The following is a 16,198-nucleotide window of genomic DNA, read 5'->3' as shown; positions in this document are numbered from 1 at the left end:
GAACAAAGGGCGTTTTACAGCCCTTTGTTTGTTCATGTGAATCTAGTTTGCCGCTAATACATCGGCAAATGCTTTCACATATGGCGGAAGGTCCGGCGGGCGTCTGCTAGATACAATATGACCATCTGTCACAACGGCTTCATCAAACCATTCTGCTCCAGCATTCGTCATATCATCTTTAATACCAGGTGTACTCGTTACTTTTTTACCTTTCAGGATACCAGCTGAAATGAGCACCCAGCCGGCATGACAGATTTGTCCGATCGGTTTGCCCTTTGCATCAAACGTACGAACGATGTCTAATACTTCTGGATATCGGCGCAGTTTATCGGGCGCCCATCCCCCAGGAACGAGAACCGCATCATAATCATCTGCTTGAATGGAATAGAAGTCTGCATCTGATACAGCCGGCACTCCGTACTTCCCGATATATTCATGATCTGCTTTTTCGCCTACGAGATGGACAGTTGCCCCCTCTTCTCTTAATCGCAAAACGGGATACCATAGCTCTAAATCTTCAAAATCATCACTGACTAACGCAATGACCTTCTTATTTGATAAACGCATAACCTCTCTCCTTTCTTCGGATTTCCTCTATTGTACGAGATCATTTCTTAAAAAGAAAAGCGGTTCCCCTTGAGGAGAACCACTTTCCATTATTCACTGATCTTGAATTTTTTAATTAAGTCACGCAATTCTTCCGCCATTTGGGAAAGCGTCGTCGAAGAAGAACTAATCTCTTCCATTGATGCCAGCTGTTCTTCTGCTGATGCCGCGATATCTTGAATACTTGCTGAACTCTCTCTCGATACATCTGCAATTTCATTCACTGCTTTAGAAATTTGCTCAGATCCTTTTGAAAGCTCACGAACTGTTGTATTCATTTCATTGATTCTTGTCGCAATTTCTGCCGTTTGCTGATTGATTTGTGAGAAGCTTTCTTTTGTTTGGTCTGTAATTGATAGACCATTTTTTACTTCTTCATTCACAGATTTGAACATATTTTGAGACGTTTCAATTTCAGAGACAATTTCTTTGACGAGTTTTTCAATCTCTTTTGCAGAATCTGATGATTGAACCGCCAGCTTACGGACTTCTTCTGCTACAACCGAGAAGCCTCTGCCTGACTCGCCCGCACGTGCTGCTTCAATGGCTGCATTCAGAGCCAGTAAATTCGTTTGATCTGCTATACCGTTAATGACACCTAAAATGTTGGTGATATCTTTTGATTTATGCTCTAATCCGTTGATCACACTTTCAGCTTCTTTCACTGAATGATCAATCGTTTTCATTTGGCCAACTGTCTGTTCAACAAGCTGTCCGCCTGTTTCTGCGACTGTTTTTGATTGAACCGATGATTCTGTAATGACATCAGATGTTTGTGCAACTTCATTTAGCCCTTCGTTCATTTGTTTCAAGTGGGCTGCACTTTGTTCCACCATTTCACTTTGATTTTCGTTTCCATTCGAGAATGTTTCAATGGATGATGTAATATGTTCGGTTGCTTTTGTCGTTTGACCTGCACTTGCCGTCAGTTCTTCAGACGATGACGCCACGTTTTCAACAGATGTCTGTACAGCTTGGATCACATCTCTGAGTGACTCACTCATTTCATTAAAACTTGTACCGAGCTGACCAATCTCATCCTTTGACCGGACATCAATTTTCTCTGTTAAATCTCCTTCGCTAATCTTCTTAGAAGAGGAGACAAGCATGGAAAGTGGTTTTGTAATAGAACGGATGATAAAGAAGATGAGAATACCGCCAATGATGAGCGCACCAGCTAATATAATGGCCGCCATGTTGAAGACTGGCTGCGCCGCTTCTTCTACTTCACTGACAAACATTGTACCGGCAATTTTCCAACCAGTCGCTTTGTTTGTTGTGAACTCCATTTGCTTTTCTTTCCCTTCAAACATATAACTCATTGAACCTTTGTCTTGTGTATAAAGCTTGTCTACCCAATCACCTGTTAATTTTGTTCCTGCTTTTTTCGTTGGATGTGCCACGTATGTTCGATCTGGGCTTCCGATAAAAGCATGACCTTCTTTACCAATATTGATACTATTAGACTCTTTTACTAGATTCGCAATGTCCAGGTTCATGGCAATAACACCAGAACCGTCCTCTAGTTTTTTAGAAATCGTCACAACAAGTGTACCAGTTGATGCGGTTGGGTATGGAGCGGAAACAGACAGCTCACCGTTTTTCGCCCAGCCATCTTTGTACCAATCCCGCTCAGTTGCGACATAATCAGCAGGCATTTTTTGATTTGGATATCTTGAGAACACTTTTCCATCACTTGAAGCAACAAAGATGCCTTCTGTGTCATCATTCATGCTCATGAATTGCTCAAAGCGCCCTTGAATATCAGTCGTTCCTTTTTGCCCCAGCTTTTTCTTCGTAATCCATTTGCTAAAGAAATCGGCTGCGTCTGTTTTTACTTTCACAACCTTCGTAATGTTTTTGTCCAGCTGTTCTACATTTTCCTTTGCACTTTGCATGATTTGATCATTTAAAGAGGTGCTCGCCGTATGATATGAAGAGAATGCCAATACGATAATTGGGCATAAAAGAATAAATAAGAAAGAGAAAACGAGCTTTTTTGATATAGATGGTTTTTTGAAATACTGTATGAAATTCATAAAAAAGAAAACTCCTTTTAGTAAGATAGTATATATATCGGAAGTACTACTAGGTTCTTTACTTTTTTAATTTATTAAAGTCTAGATAAGTCCAAAATACCCAAATTATGTGCAAAGAACGGAAAAACACCTGACGTCAAAACGTCAGGTGTTCCAAATTATTGACAAAGGGCTAAAATGAATTTGATTTTAGCCCTTTTCTTCTTTTCAGCGTGATAGAAAACCTTTGCAGCCCTAGGAAGGACGAGTACTGGCGCGGAGCGAATTTGAATTCGTGAGCACCAGCACGCAGGACTGACACCGAATGCGAGGGTTTGTCTACACGCTGAAACACCTGACGCCAAAACGTCAGGTGTTCCACTATGACTCTTATATTTTAAATTGTTTGATGAGCTCTCTCAGTTCTTCTGCCATTTGAGATAAAGTGGCGGAAGATGAGCTGATCTCTTCCATTGATGCCAGTTGTTCTTCTGCTGAAGCCGCAATATCTTGGAAACCTGCGGAACTTTCACGTGAAAGCTCTTTGATTTGATTGACTGCTTGTGAAATATCGTTTGAGCCATGAGAAAGTTCTTGGGCTGACCCGTTCATTTGTTTCATTTGTTCTGTCATTTCTGATGTCTTATGGGTGATTTTCTCAAAACTCACTTTCGTTTCATCTGTAATGTTTAATCCAGATTGGACCTCACCTGCTACTTGTCTAAACATCTTCTGCGACTTTTCAATTTCATCTACGATTTCGTTCGTTAGGCTTTCAATTTCTTTTGAAGAGCTGCCTGATTGCTCTGCCAACTTGCGGACTTCTTCAGCGACCACAGAGAAGCCTCTTCCTGCCTCACCTGCACGTGCTGCTTCTATCGCTGCATTTAAAGCAAGGAGGTTCGTCTGATCTGCAATGCCATTGATAACTCCAAGAATGCTTGTAATGTTCTTAGATTTCTGTTCTAGCCCTGCAATCACAAGCTCTGCTTCTTTCACTGCTTGTTCAATCGTTTGCATTTGACCTGCTGTTTTTTGAACGAGCTCTCCACCAGCCTGAGCGGTTTTGCTAGACTCAATAGATGATTCCATCATATGAGAAGTCGTGTTGACCATATGTGATAAGCTTCGATCCATGTCGTTTAACTGGACAGAGCTTTTTTCGATCATCTCATTTTGATGTTCATTGCTGTTTGAGAACTGTTCAATAGATGAGGTAATATGCTCAGTCGCTTGGGCTGTCTGTCCTGCACTAGCCGTTAATTCTTCAGATGAGGCAGCAACATTTTCAATTGAATTCTGGACGGCTTGAATGACTTGTTTCAGCTTTGCCGACATATCGTTAAAGCTCTGTGCAAGCTTGCCGATTTCATCGTGAGTGCGCACCTCGATATGCTGGGTGAGATCCCCCTGACTGATTTTCTCAGCCGATTCAGAGAGCTCTATGAGTGGTTTTCGGATCGATTTAATAATAAAATAAATCGCGATTCCACCGATGACAATCGCAGCAGCTAGGATGATCATGGTTAAGTCAAGCACTGGCTGTGCGGCTTCCTTCACTTCGTTGACATACATTGTTCCCGCAAGCTTCCAGCCTGTCGCTTCATTTGTGTCATAAAACATTTGCTTCGGCTGTCCGTTGAATTCATATTCGAAACTGCCTTTTTTATTGTGATACATCTTTTCGATGAAATCGCCTGTCAGTTTCGTCCCGGCCTTTTCCGTTTTATGAGCAATGTAACGTTGGTCTGAGGTAGCGACAAACGCATAACCTTCTTGACCAATTTTGATGCTGTTTGTATCTTTCACAATCGTGTTCAATCGTACATTTATACCAATGACACCAGAACCATCTGCTAACTGTTCTGATATTGTGATGAGCAGGTCATCTGATGACTTGTCTGTAAAAGGATCTGAAATGATGAGTTTGTCATCTCCCATTGATTGTTGAAACCATGGTTCATTTTTTGCGCTTTTGGCACTGCCTTTATGAATCTCTGAATATTCAGTTAGTTTACCATTCTGATCTGCAACAAATACTTCTACGACATCGTCGTCTGTTTCCGATAGTTGCTCTAATTTCACCTTAAGTAAATCCTTATTTTTAGAGGCCAGTTCCTTTTTTTTCACCGATTTAGATAAATATGAAACAATATCAATTTTAGGCTGTACATCTTTATTGATCAATTCATTTAATTGATTCACACCATTTGCAGCGCTAGACATAATCTCATCATTGAGAGACTTAGACGCCACTTCATAGGAAAATGCGGCCAACACAAGAATGGGCACTAGGAGAATCGCTAAGAATGCAGTAATTAATTTCTTTGACATCGTAAAGTGCTTAAAAAAGTTGATTTTTTTCATGACTCTACTCCTTTTGGTTTATGATTTGGGATCATCCCCCTCTATTTTTAGGTAATACGGATTATTTTTCAAGGTGTAATGCTCGAAAACTCATCAAAATAAGCATATTTACCTATTTCTTTCGTTATATTCAGTTCAAAAAAGAACCCCCTAGCTGGAGGTTCTTTTCATTTTGTTTATTCGACTTTAAATTTGCTAATCAAATCACGTAATTCTTCTGCCATTGAAGATAGGGTGGCAGAGGATGAGCTGATCTCTTCCATTGATGCCAGCTGTTCTTCAGCTGAAGCGGCAATGTCTTGAATATTGGCGGAGCTTTCACGTGATACGTCTGCAATCTCACGGACAGCCTCAGAAACATGTGCAGATCCTTTTGACAGCTGGACAACTGTTCGATTCATTGTTTGGAGCTGATCTGAGATTTCTTTGGTCATGTCGAAAATATTGTGGAAGCTGACTTTCGTTTGTTCAGTAAAGCTTAAGCCTGATTGAACTTCTTGATTTACTGCTGTGAATACTTCTTGTGATACATCAATATCTTGAACGATTTCTTTGATTAAGTTTTCAATTTCTTTCGCTGAGTTGGCAGATTGAACAGCAAGTTTTCTTACTTCTTCTGCTACAACGGAGAAGCCTCGACCAGATTCGCCAGCTCTTGCTGCCTCAATCGCTGCATTCAGCGCAAGTAAATTCGTTTGATCTGCGATGCCATTAATGACACCAAGAATCTGGGTAATATCTTTTGATTTGCTTTCCAGCGCACTGATGACATTCTCTGCTTTTTTCACTGATTGATCAATCACGTTCATTTGAGAGGCGGTTTTTTCTACTAGCTGTCCGCCTTCTCCTGCAATCTCTGTTGATTTGATGGATGAAGCGGTAATCGATTCAGCCGACTCATTCATGTGCTGAAGGCCTCTGTTCATTTCTTCTAACTCTTCTGAGCTTGATTCCACTTTATCATTCTGGCTTTCGTTACCAGTAGAGAATTGTTCAATGGCTAATGTAATATGCTCTGTTGCTTTACTTGTTTGTCCTGCGCTTGCGGTCAGTTCTTCTGATGAAGAAGCGACATTTTCAACAGAGGTTTGGACGGCGCCAATGAGGGATCTTAATGAGTCAATCATCGTATTAAAGCCTTTACCAACTTGTCCTATTTCATCATCTGATTGAATCTGAAGTTTATCACGTAAATCACCATCGCTGACCTTTTTCGAGAAACGGGCAAGATTGGATAATCTACTTGAAATAGAGCGGACAATAAAGAAGATGAGGGTTCCTGCTACGATCAGTGTCACACTGAACACAATAATGGCTGTATTGAAAACGGGTTTAGCTGCATCCTCTACTTCTGATACGAGCATCGTGCCGCCGATTTTCCAGCCGGTTAGTTCATTGGTGACATACGCCACCTTTTTATCTGTTCCATTGAGTGTATAGCTGCCGTTTCCTTGTTTGTTTTTAAAAATAATGTTCGCCAAATTCTCATTGACTTTGGATCCTGGCTTTTGGGTTGGATCTGCTAGCACGGTTTTATCCTTCTCCATGATGAAAGCATATCCTTTTTGACCTATTTTAATTTCTTTTAGCTTTTGAATGAGGCTGTCAATTTCCATATCAAGACCAATCACCCCTGAGCCATCTTTCGTTTTTTGGGCAATGGTGATGACCATTTTACCTGTAGATGCTGCGACGTATGGCTTCGTGATGACTTGTTTACCATCAGCACTCATGGCCTCTTGATACCACGGACGCTCTCTGGGATCATAGCCTTCAGGCATTTTTTGAACTGGGTATTGCATGAACAAGCCCTTTTCTGAACCTGCATAAATGGCTGAGACATCTTTTTCATTAATTTTTCCGTATTGCTGCAATTCTTTAATGGTAGCTTTTCTATTTTTTTCTTGAAGATTAACCGCTTTGAGATCATCTGTAAACAGAGTCACAGCCTCTGCCTTGTTCCCAATATTCTCATCGATTAAGGTATCAAATGCATTGACCTGACTCATCGCACTGCCCATAATCTGTTTGTCTAACTCTGTTTTTGATGTAAAAAATGCACTGATTGTGAGTGCGACGGTTGGCAGTATGAGGACTACCAAAAAGGCAATAACTAATTTTTTAGAAATGGATGGTTTTTTGAACCATTGGATCATTTTTCCCATTTTCTCTTTCCCCCTTTACTTCTCTAAAGTTATTATCGGATGAAAGGTTTATTTTTAGAGGGCTGGAAATGACGTTTAAAAATAAAAAAAATACCCAGACAATTCTGGATATTTTTTCATCGTTTTTTAATCAATTTTAAATTGACTTGTCAGCTCTTTTAGCTCCTCAGCCATATTGGCAAGTGTGACAGAAGAGGACGAAATTTCTTCCATAGATGCCAATTGTTCTTCAGCAGATGCCGCAATATCTTGAATGTTCGCCGCACTTTCTCTTGAAACTTGACGCATCTCCTGCATAGCTTGTGACACAAGTTTTGATCCGCTTGATAGGTCAACCGCTGTATCATTTAATTGAGTGAGCTTTTTCGACATACCTTCTGCCGCCTCATAGATGTTTTGGAAGCTTTCTTTTGCTTCTTCTGTCATCCCAAGTCCTGCATTTACTTCTCGGTTAACAGCTTTGAACATCTCTTGAGATTTGGAAATTTCCAACACAATTTCTTGGATCAGCTTTTCAATTTCTTTCGCTGAATCTGCGGATTGGACCGCTAGTTTTCTGACTTCCTCTGCTACGACAGAGAAGCCGCGCCCTGATTCACCTGCTCTTGCTGCTTCAATGGCTGCATTGAGTGCAAGTAAATTCGTTTGATCTGCGATGCCATTAATGACATTTAAAATGCTCGTAATATCTTTAGACTTGTATTCTAATTCTTTCATGACTTGTTCTGCTTCTTGTACAGATGTGTCGATATGTTTCATTTGATTCGCTGTGCTTTCAACGATACGTCCGCCTTGTCCAGCCGCTTCTGTCGATTGAATGGAGATAGCAGTCACTTCTGATGAAGTTTGTGACATACCTTGTAATCCTTCATTCATTGCGACAAGCTGATTCGTGCTAGATTCGACTTTCTCATTTTGTGCTTCATTCCCATTTGAGAATTGTTCAATCGACATTGTGATATGCTCTGTCGCCTGACTTGTTTGGCTGGCACTAGCAGTCAGCTCTTCTGAAGCTGAAGCCACATTGTCGACAGATTGCTGGACCGCTCGAATAACTTCACGCAAAGATTCACTCATCTTACTAAAGCTTCTTGTGAGGTCTCCTATTTCATCCTTCGATTTGGTTTCGAGGGTTTCCGTTAAATCCCCTTCACTCACCTTTTCTGAGAAATCAACAAGCCTTCTAAGTCCAATTGTGATGGAGCGAACGATAAAGAAGATAGCGATACCGCCAAGGATAAAAGAAGAAATTAAAAGAATAATGGCAGAATTCCAAACTGGCTGTGCTGCTTCTTCTGTTTCTGATACAAACATCGTTCCAGCAATTTTCCAACCTGTTAAATCATTTGTCACAAAAACGAGGCGTTTTTGCTCTCCTTTATTCTCATAAGTTGATGTTCCTTCTTTGCCGCTGTAAAGGATTGATGAAATATTTTCTGTAACTGCAGAGCCTGATTTTTCTTCTGGGTGAGCTACAATCTGTTTGTTTTTATTTGCAATAATTGGATATCCTTCTCGTCCAATTTTAATATCTTTGATTTTATCGACGATATCCTGAACATCAATATCAATCCCAATGGCTCCCGACCCGTCCTTCAGACGCTGAGCGATTGTGACAACCATGCCGTTTGTTGTGGCAGAGATGTATGGATTGGTGACCACAGGTTCGCCTTTTTCGTCCTGCATCGCCGCTTTATACCAATCACGAGTTGTTGGATCATAGCCTTTTGGCATGTCCACTTTAGGGAACTGAATAAAATCACGATTTTTACTTGCTGCATAAAATCCAACTACATCATCTTCATTGATTTTACTGTATATCTCAAAATGCTCATACAGTTCGTCCTGGTTTTTCTTTTTAAAGTCTGCAGCACTGGATGTTTCGGTAAACAGTTTGACTGCGTTCTCCTTATTCAAAAGCTTTTGCTCGATCATGTCATTCAGCTCATTGACTCTTGCGTTGGCTCCGTACATGATTTCATGATCTAATTCTTCTTTGGCAATCTGATATGAAATCGTACTGAGTGTAATGATAGGCAAGACGAGAACAAGTGTGAATGAAATAATCAGCCTTTTAGAAATCGATGGTTTTTTCAACCATTTTATGATACTTTTCATGTTTTTCCTCCTTTTAAACGTTATGTTTTATATCGGACAGCTTCATATTATTTTCATGTTTTTCAAATAAAAAGGATGCCTTTTTGTTTATTTTCACAAATTGATTCCTTGCCCAAGCATCCCGCATACGCTAATACAAAAGGGGGCGCTTTTCATATGATTATCCTTTCAGGACAGCCAGTGACAAATGAGCAGCTGGCATCGTTTCAGCTAGAAGGACAAAAGCGGATCATTTTGATGCAGTTACAAGCCTCAAATGATACGTTCCGTTATAGGCAGGCATCTGATTTGTTATTTGAGGTGACTTTACGATCGAATATCATGAATGCGGCAAGAGATTTGAACAAGAGCGGTGCCTCATTTGCTATCTTTCAAAGGTCCCGTGCGAATGACGCCTATTGGCGTGTATCAGAGGCCGGAGCGTTAGAACTGCGCTATCAAGTCGAGCCATCAACGGGGATTAAAGACATCTTTGAAAATGGCTCAAAATATGCCTTTGAATGTGCCACAGCGATTGTCATTGTGTTTTATATGGGAGTCCTGCAAACGGTAGGAGACGAGAAGTTCAATCGAAGACTTAGAAGTTTAACGCTGTATGACTGGCACTATGATACATTATCCATTTATACAGAGCGCGGAAATGATTTTATTTATGGGGATTGCCTATATTTCGAGAATCCAGAGTTTAGCTATCAACAGTCTCAATGGCGCGGAGAAAATGTGATTTACTTAGGGGAAGATCAATATTATGGGCATGGGCTTGGGATCTTAACAGCTGCAGAGATTATCGATAAATTAAATGCCAGAAGACGGCCAGGGGCTGTTCAGTCCGCTTATTTACTGCCGCAGACTACTAGGATGGATGTTATTTATCTCAGGCAAATGTTTGGTAGCTAAAAAGGGCCTCTTGTCTATAGGTTATGACAAGGGGCCTTTGTATGCCTTGCGTTTGCGGTAATCATGGAGCGTGCCAAGCATTGTGTTTGCTAGGATTTCCATTTCTTCTAGATCGTTTCTTGTGACTGGAGGGTCGTGCTGATTCCATTTGACATAACGAACGAAATAGTAATGACGAATGGGGGTAAGGACGGCAGGGGAGTGCGGAAAATCATCAAATAGAAATTCAATTTGTCCTTTTTTCCGATATGAATGTTTTAAGATTTCCATCCTGTCACACCACCCATTATCAAATTATATCTGCGTGAGTTCATGCATGATTTCTTCAACGGTTAAAATGGAATGAATACGGCCAACCCCCTGACCTGCCCAAAGAGCCATTTGTTCTCGGTTTCCTGCAGCAGCTGCCGCTTTTCGCATCGGTGTTGTCCATACGTGCTGTATGGGATAGGGAAGAACCCGGTCTTCATTTCGTCTTTCTTCCTCCATCCACTGATTGACAATACCTCTTGCTTTTTTTCCAGAGAAAAGCCGTGTCATCGCTGTTTCACTGCCTTCTGCCTGTAACAGCGCCTTTTTGTACACATCTGCCGCAGCACTTTCTTGACTCGCTAAAAATCGTGTCCCTATTTGAACCGCATCTGCTCCAAGTGCTAGTGCTGCTTTCATAGTGGTCCGGTCTGTGATCCCTCCAGCGGCGATCAATGGGATATGACAGACAGACTTGACATCACTGATCAGGCAGAAAAGTCCCTGCAGAGCATCTCCCTTTGAAGGTAAGAAGGTGCCTCGGTGCCCTCCTGCTTCGCTTCCTTGAAGAACAATGGCATCCATTCCTTTTTCTTCTAAAAGCAGTGCTTCTTTTTTTGTTGTAGCTGTTCCAATGAGAAAGATCCCCTTTTGTTTCAGATGATGAATTGTTTGTTCATTTGGACAGGCAAATGTAAACGACACAGCTGGGACTTCTTCTTCTTGAAGAATGTTGATTTTTTGTTCATAGTCCTTCCATAATTCTTCTTCTCTAGGGATCATCTGTGCTTCTTGTATGACAGGCAGCCGGTCTGTCCAAAATGATACATCTTCTGTTTTCGTTTCTGAAATGGGTTCAGGGACAAACACATTCACTTGAAATGGACGAGATGTCAGCTGTTTGACCTGTCTGATTTGCTGCCTCATCTTTTCTGGCTGTACATAACCACTTGCTAAGCTACCGAGACCGCCATATTGTGAAACAGCGGCGACAAGCTGCGGCGTCACCGCTCCTCCTGCCATTGGTGCTTGAATGATGCCATGTTCAATTTGAAGTAACGCTGTGAATTCTCCCATCTTCTCCCCCGCCCTTACTCGTTAGATGACACCTGTACATAAAAGTGACGATGTCTCGGTCCGTCAAACTCACAAAAATAGATTCCCTGCCACGTTCCAAGCACAAGATCACCATGATGGACAAGAACGTGCTGAGATGCTCCCATATAACTAGCTTTCATATGCGCTGCTGTATTGCCTTCCATATGACGATCTTTTGAATGTTCCCACGGAAAGACTTCGTCAAGCCGGCGCAGCATATCTCGTTTGACGTCTGGGTCGGCATTTTCATTAATGGTGATTCCAGCCGTCGTATGTGGACAATAGACCATAACCGTTCCGTTTTGAATTCCAGTTTCCCGGACATATTGCTGAACTTCATGGGTAATGTCTATCATGTCATCGTGTTTGTCTGTTTGTACGTTGATTTTTTTCATTTCTCTGCTCCTTTTGATCATGTCTATAAAACCATACCCTTTTTATGTGAAACCAATCACTGCCGGTTGGCAGAAACAAATCTTCTTACCTAAAGTTTACCAAGCAAAAAAACCTCGTCAATAGCTCCGAGGTTTTTAGGAAAAGTGAACCTTTTTTACTTCTATGGTTCGAATATGATGATCTTCTGCATCGACAATTTTAAATTCACAGCCTTCTGCTTCAATGATATCTCCAATGTCAAAATCAATTTTATGCGTCATCATCCAGCCGGCAATTGTATCAACATCATCATTTTCAATCGCTAAATCCAATAAATCATTTACTTCATCGATCAAGGCTTTTCCATCCATGACATAGTGGAAGTCACCTTTTTTCACAATATGCGGGGTCTCATCTTGATCATATTCATCTCGAATCTCGCCCACAATTTCTTCTAATATGTCTTCAACTGTGACGAGACCTGCTGTTCCGCCGTATTCATCTACAAGCACCGACATATGAATCCGTTCCTTTTGCATCAAAATCAGCAGTTCTTGAACCGGTGTACTTTCAATGACACGAATGACAGGGCGCATTAAGTCTTCAATGGACACCTCTTGATTGAGAAAACTTGCTTTAAATACGTCTTTGCTATTGATCACACCAATGACATGATCTTTGTCTTCTTTAATGACAGGATAACGTGTATACCTTTCGTTCAGCATATAATGCGTCACGTCTTCCAGGCTCTGTTCAATTTCAATGGCAGAGATTTCTGTGCGCGGGATCATGATCTCTCTCGCCACTCGGTTATCAAATTCAAATATTTTATTGACATATTTGTATTCAGATTGGTTGATCTCGCCCTTTTCGTAGCTTTCAGAAAGGATGAGACGCAATTCTTCCTCACTGATCGCCACTTCATGTTCTTTGACAGAATGAAAACCAAATAATTTCACAATGCCTCGTGCAGCCCCATTTAATGCTTTAATAAACGGGTACATGACTTTATAGAAAAAAATAAGAGGTTTTGCCGTCACAAGACTGACGGCTTCTGCCTTTTGAATGGCAATCGTTTTGGGAGCAAGTTCCCCAACGACAACATGCAAAAACGTAATGATCACAAAGGCAATGATAAACGATATGATGTCTGTCAAAGCGGAATGAAGCCCTGCCTTTTCAAAAAGCGGATGCAGGAAATGTTCCACTGTCGGCTCCCCTAACCACCCTAAGCCTAATGCCGTGATGGTAATACCAAGCTGACAGGCAGATAAATATTCATCAAGGTTGGTTGTCAGTTTTTGAACATGAATGGCTCTCTTATCACCGCTTTCAATCAGCTGATTGATTTTTGAGCCTCTAATTTTCACAATCGCAAATTCAGTGACAACAAAAAATGCTGTCGCAGCAATGAGTAATAGGACTAAAAATACGTTTAAAATATACAAAAAAACCCTTACCTAACACGGGTAAGGGCTCACCTCCTCTGGCGTCAATTAATCATTACGGCCATTTAGGAAGATCATTACAAAACGGAGCAATTCAAACAGGGAGACAAGGGCCGCTGCTACGTACGTAAGAGCTGCAGCATTTAACACCTTGTTCACGCCTCTTTCTTCACTGCTTCTAATGATTCCTTCTGAAACAATGATATTCTTTGCACGAGAACTTGCGTTAAACTCAACAGGCAATGTCACTAGCTGAAAGAACACAGCAGCTGAGAACAGAACGATCCCAAGCCCGATTAAGTTAAGGCTGCCGAGCAATAATCCACCTAGGAAAAGAAGCGGGGCAACACCAGATGCAAAGTTCACGACAGGGAAGATCTTATGTCTCAAGACAAGCGCACCATAGGATTCCTGATGCTGCAAGGCATGTCCAACCTCGTGTGATGCGACTGAAATGGCCGAAATGGAATGGCCATAATACACTGGTTCAGATAAACGAACCACACGCTGCGTCGGGTCGTAATGATCAGTCAAAGTTCCTCTTACCGGTTCAACGGGTACATCGTATAACCCGTTGCGATCTAAAATATATCGAGCGGTTTCAGCACCTGTTTTCATACTGGCAGCTTCAACCTTTGAATACTTTTCAAAATTATTCTTTACTTTAAATTGTGCCCAAAAAGACAATCCCAATGCGGCAAATGTTAAAAAATAAAAAAACAGCATGCTCATCAGCTTCCTTTTTATTTTATATATTTATTTACAATTTTAATGACTTTTATGTAACGTGTACAGCAAAAAGCACTAGGTCTTTTTAAGGGGAATCACTACACCAATGAAAAAGAAGAACATTCCGATGCATGCTGTATAAAATGTCACCGTTCCATATAGGTCTTGAAAAAAACGAAGCCACGAGAAATCATTCATAAAATGGTTCACCGCATTTAAATCAAACACGAGTAAAATCACCGCAGATGATAAAAAGTGGGCGCCGATAAAAAGAAGTACGGTCTTTTGAACAAACGACATTCGCATTCCCTCCTTCTTCTCTCTTATTTTAAGATATGGGTTCTATTTCAATACATGACGATGATGAAAAATTGTTTCCTAATCGGGCATACTGACATTAGCAGTCTCCCTGAAAGGACGAGTTCGATGAAATCAAACCGTATCTTCATTGCCTGGCTAAGATGGCCTCTTTATGTTCGCATTGCGATCATCATCTGTTTCTTGCTTCTCTTTTTTGGACAATTAATCGTCATACTTGAACCAAAGCAGTATCATACGATCTTTGATGGGATCTGGTGGGCGCTCATTACAGTTTCTACTGTGGGATACGGTGATTTTGTGCCGCAAACCATGCCTGGGCAAGTAGCAGGGATGGCGCTCATTTTGATCGGCGCCAGCTTTGTCACTGCATATTTCGCCACGCTTGCTGCCGCTGTATTTAGCAAACAGCACCATTATGTAGAGGGGAAGGTGGCTTTCAAGGGGAAAGGGCATCTTATTATTGTCGGCTGGAATGAGAAAACGAACAAACTGCTTCAATCGTTTCAAACCATTGATCCCGCCATGCCGATTGTACTTATTGATGATTCCTTAAAGGAAGGACCTCTTTTAGAGAATGTCCATTTTATTAAAGGCCATGGTACAGAGGATGCCACACTTCGCAGAGCAAATATTATGAGTGCTGATACATTGATGATTACCGCCGACCAGCATGAAAATGAAGTGACAGCTGATATGCAGAGTGTGTTAACCTTGCTTGCAGCAAAAGGATTAAATCCTTCGTTGTATTGTTTAATTGAAATTTTAACCGATCGCTATGTGAAAAATGCTGAGCGGGCTGGAGCCAATCAAGTCATCCATACTTCTGATGCCGTGAATCATTTAATGGTGGAGCATTTTCTTTTAAAAGAACAGCTCGTGGCGTTAAAAATAAAAAGAAACATGACCCTCCATAAACAGATCACCATCATTCCAGTACCAGCTTCATTAGCTGGAGAGACATTCTTAACGGCACTTCACCACTTTCTAGAGCACCATGTCATCATTGTAGGCGTACAAAAAAAAGAAGGACCCATGATGAATCCTCCTTTTGCGTATGAGCTTCATCCAGAGGATGAGCTGATCAGCTTTTAAAGCAGTACATCTTCTAGTTCTTTGACGAGTGAAAAGCCAATTTCGGCATAAGCATTTGACACATCCCCGTCTTTCTCTTTCGGTTCTTGGAATTGGTTAAAAGATGCCCCGACATTTCCAACCATCGCATGGTCATCTAATTTATCTTGATAGACATGCTTTAAGAGAAATGGATGTCCCATTTTCACCACAACGCCTGGCTGATCCAGCTGTCCTTTCTCGGCTGTAAACGGAACTCTGAGAAAGGTATAGCCATCACGGTTGTCAATTTTATAATCAAAATATCCATGATCATAATCCCAATTCCCATTAATGACATATCCGAGCGGCTTCATGTTTTCTTCTAAATGGTACAGTGAAAAGCTTTCACCAGTCAGCCTAGATGGTACATGAATCATACAGAACCCTCCTTTTTGTATAGGGTTCGTTAAAGAGAGGAATTCATACATTTGCCTTTCGTGATTTGCACATTGTTTGTAAAAGCAGCATCAAATAAGCTTTGGCTGGATGATGCATTTGTCTGGTTCGCACTGCCCGCTCCAGATGTTTCTTTCGTAGCACTCATTGGACAAATCCGCCCAACATTCCCAAAGTTAACGATGGCCTGCCCGGAAATGTCATGGATATAAATATGATTTGTTCTCATCGCTTCATCAACCTCCTCCATTGATTATTCTATGTATAGAGCTTAGGGAGGCTTGCACTGACACCATGA

15 protein-coding genes and 3 pseudogenes are annotated in these 16,198 nt (G+C 41.2%); 2 read left to right on the top strand and 16 right to left on the bottom strand.

All coding sequences use genetic code 11. The features are described 5' to 3' along the window. Positions 1 to 42: 42 nt before the first annotated feature. The 8 genes and pseudogenes from ACTJJD_RS12110 to ACTJJD_RS12075 form a co-directional block, all read right to left on the bottom strand. A complete protein-coding gene (locus ACTJJD_RS12110; protein WP_008344162.1) occupies positions 43 to 567 on the bottom strand; it encodes a type 1 glutamine amidotransferase domain-containing protein in 525 nt (174 codons plus the stop codon). Between the two features lie 89 nt (positions 568 to 656). Continuing rightward, positions 657 to 2,645 carry a methyl-accepting chemotaxis protein TlpB gene (gene tlpB, locus ACTJJD_RS12105; RefSeq protein WP_046526560.1) on the bottom strand — a complete coding sequence of 663 codons (1,989 nt, stop codon included), beginning with the start codon at positions 2,643 to 2,645 and terminating at the stop codon, positions 657 to 659. A 369-nt stretch (positions 2,646 to 3,014) separates the two neighbouring features. Next, positions 3,015 to 3,962: a methyl-accepting chemotaxis protein gene (locus ACTJJD_RS12100; protein ID WP_407708023.1), complete on the bottom strand. Its 948-nt coding sequence runs from the start codon at positions 3,960 to 3,962 to the stop codon at positions 3,015 to 3,017. Beyond that, positions 3,954 to 4,850 (bottom strand): annotated as a pseudogene (locus ACTJJD_RS12095) (HAMP domain-containing protein); the annotation flags it as partial. The gene ACTJJD_RS12100 and the pseudogene ACTJJD_RS12095, both read right to left, overlap by 9 nt. Positions 4,851 to 5,167: 317 nt before the next feature. Continuing rightward, positions 5,168 to 6,118: a methyl-accepting chemotaxis protein gene (locus tag ACTJJD_RS12090; protein ID WP_370529239.1), complete on the bottom strand. Its 951-nt coding sequence runs from the start codon at positions 6,116 to 6,118 to the stop codon at positions 5,168 to 5,170. Beyond that, positions 6,113 to 7,000 (bottom strand): annotated as a pseudogene (locus ACTJJD_RS12085) (HAMP domain-containing protein); the annotation flags it as partial. The gene ACTJJD_RS12090 and the pseudogene ACTJJD_RS12085, both read right to left, overlap by 6 nt. A 282-nt stretch (positions 7,001 to 7,282) precedes the next feature. Then, positions 7,283 to 8,110, bottom strand: a complete 828-nt coding sequence (locus tag ACTJJD_RS12080) for a methyl-accepting chemotaxis protein (RefSeq protein ID WP_440608494.1) — start codon at positions 8,108 to 8,110, stop codon at positions 7,283 to 7,285. A gap of 114 nt (positions 8,111 to 8,224) precedes the next feature. After that, positions 8,225 to 9,091 (bottom strand): annotated as a pseudogene (locus tag ACTJJD_RS12075) (cache domain-containing protein); the annotation flags it as partial. Between the two features lie 339 nt (positions 9,092 to 9,430). Here ACTJJD_RS12075 and ACTJJD_RS12070 point away from each other — a divergent pair. Beyond that, positions 9,431 to 10,171, top strand: a complete 741-nt coding sequence (locus tag ACTJJD_RS12070; protein WP_008345763.1) for a protein-glutamine gamma-glutamyltransferase — start codon at positions 9,431 to 9,433, stop codon at positions 10,169 to 10,171. Positions 10,172 to 10,192: 21 nt separating this feature from the next. Here ACTJJD_RS12070 and ACTJJD_RS12065 read toward each other — a convergent pair whose 3' ends face one another. From ACTJJD_RS12065 to ACTJJD_RS12040, 6 genes are all read right to left on the bottom strand, one after another. Next, positions 10,193 to 10,441, bottom strand: a complete 249-nt coding sequence (locus ACTJJD_RS12065; RefSeq protein ID WP_017358966.1) for a hypothetical protein — start codon at positions 10,439 to 10,441, stop codon at positions 10,193 to 10,195. 24 nt (positions 10,442 to 10,465) lie between these two features. Beyond that, entirely contained in the window at positions 10,466 to 11,497 is a 1,032-nt protein-coding gene (locus ACTJJD_RS12060) for an NAD(P)H-dependent flavin oxidoreductase (protein ID WP_048002207.1), read from the bottom strand. A 14-nt stretch (positions 11,498 to 11,511) separates the two neighbouring features. Then, positions 11,512 to 11,913 (bottom strand): secondary thiamine-phosphate synthase enzyme YjbQ, encoded by a 402-nt coding sequence (locus ACTJJD_RS12055; protein WP_025207889.1) that lies wholly within the window; start codon positions 11,911 to 11,913, stop codon positions 11,512 to 11,514. Between the two features lie 135 nt (positions 11,914 to 12,048). Next, the gene (locus ACTJJD_RS12050; protein WP_007500537.1) at positions 12,049 to 13,341 is read right to left on the bottom strand and encodes a hemolysin family protein; all 1,293 of its coding nucleotides are present in this window, start codon (positions 13,339 to 13,341) and stop codon (positions 12,049 to 12,051) included. 48 nt (positions 13,342 to 13,389) lie between these two features. Next, positions 13,390 to 14,064: a zinc metallopeptidase gene (locus tag ACTJJD_RS12045; RefSeq protein ID WP_024719711.1), complete on the bottom strand. Its 675-nt coding sequence runs from the start codon at positions 14,062 to 14,064 to the stop codon at positions 13,390 to 13,392. An 81-nt stretch (positions 14,065 to 14,145) separates the two neighbouring features. Further along, entirely contained in the window at positions 14,146 to 14,370 is a 225-nt protein-coding gene (locus ACTJJD_RS12040) for a hypothetical protein (RefSeq protein WP_008345775.1), read from the bottom strand. A gap of 126 nt (positions 14,371 to 14,496) precedes the next feature. On the opposite strand from ACTJJD_RS12040, the gene ACTJJD_RS12035 reads away from it, so the two are divergent. Then, entirely contained in the window at positions 14,497 to 15,483 is a 987-nt protein-coding gene (locus ACTJJD_RS12035) for a potassium channel family protein (protein WP_052320646.1), read from the top strand. Here the strand turns inward: ACTJJD_RS12035 and ACTJJD_RS12030 are convergent. Together ACTJJD_RS12030 and ACTJJD_RS12025 are read right to left on the bottom strand one after the other, a co-directional pair. After that, entirely contained in the window at positions 15,480 to 15,881 is a 402-nt protein-coding gene (locus ACTJJD_RS12030; RefSeq protein ID WP_052320645.1) for a YugN-like family protein, read from the bottom strand. The two genes, ACTJJD_RS12035 and ACTJJD_RS12030, sit on opposite strands and share 4 nt — an antisense overlap. A 29-nt stretch (positions 15,882 to 15,910) precedes the next feature. Further along, entirely contained in the window at positions 15,911 to 16,129 is a 219-nt protein-coding gene (locus tag ACTJJD_RS12025) for a spore germination protein (protein WP_048002204.1), read from the bottom strand. Positions 16,130 to 16,198 lie beyond the last annotated feature (69 nt).

It is taken from the genome of Bacillus sp. 22446 (genome assembly GCF_052044955.1).
Lineage (GTDB): Bacteria > Bacillota > Bacilli > Bacillales > Bacillaceae > Bacillus > Bacillus altitudinis.
This window is presented reverse-complemented; position numbering and strand designations above follow the sequence as displayed.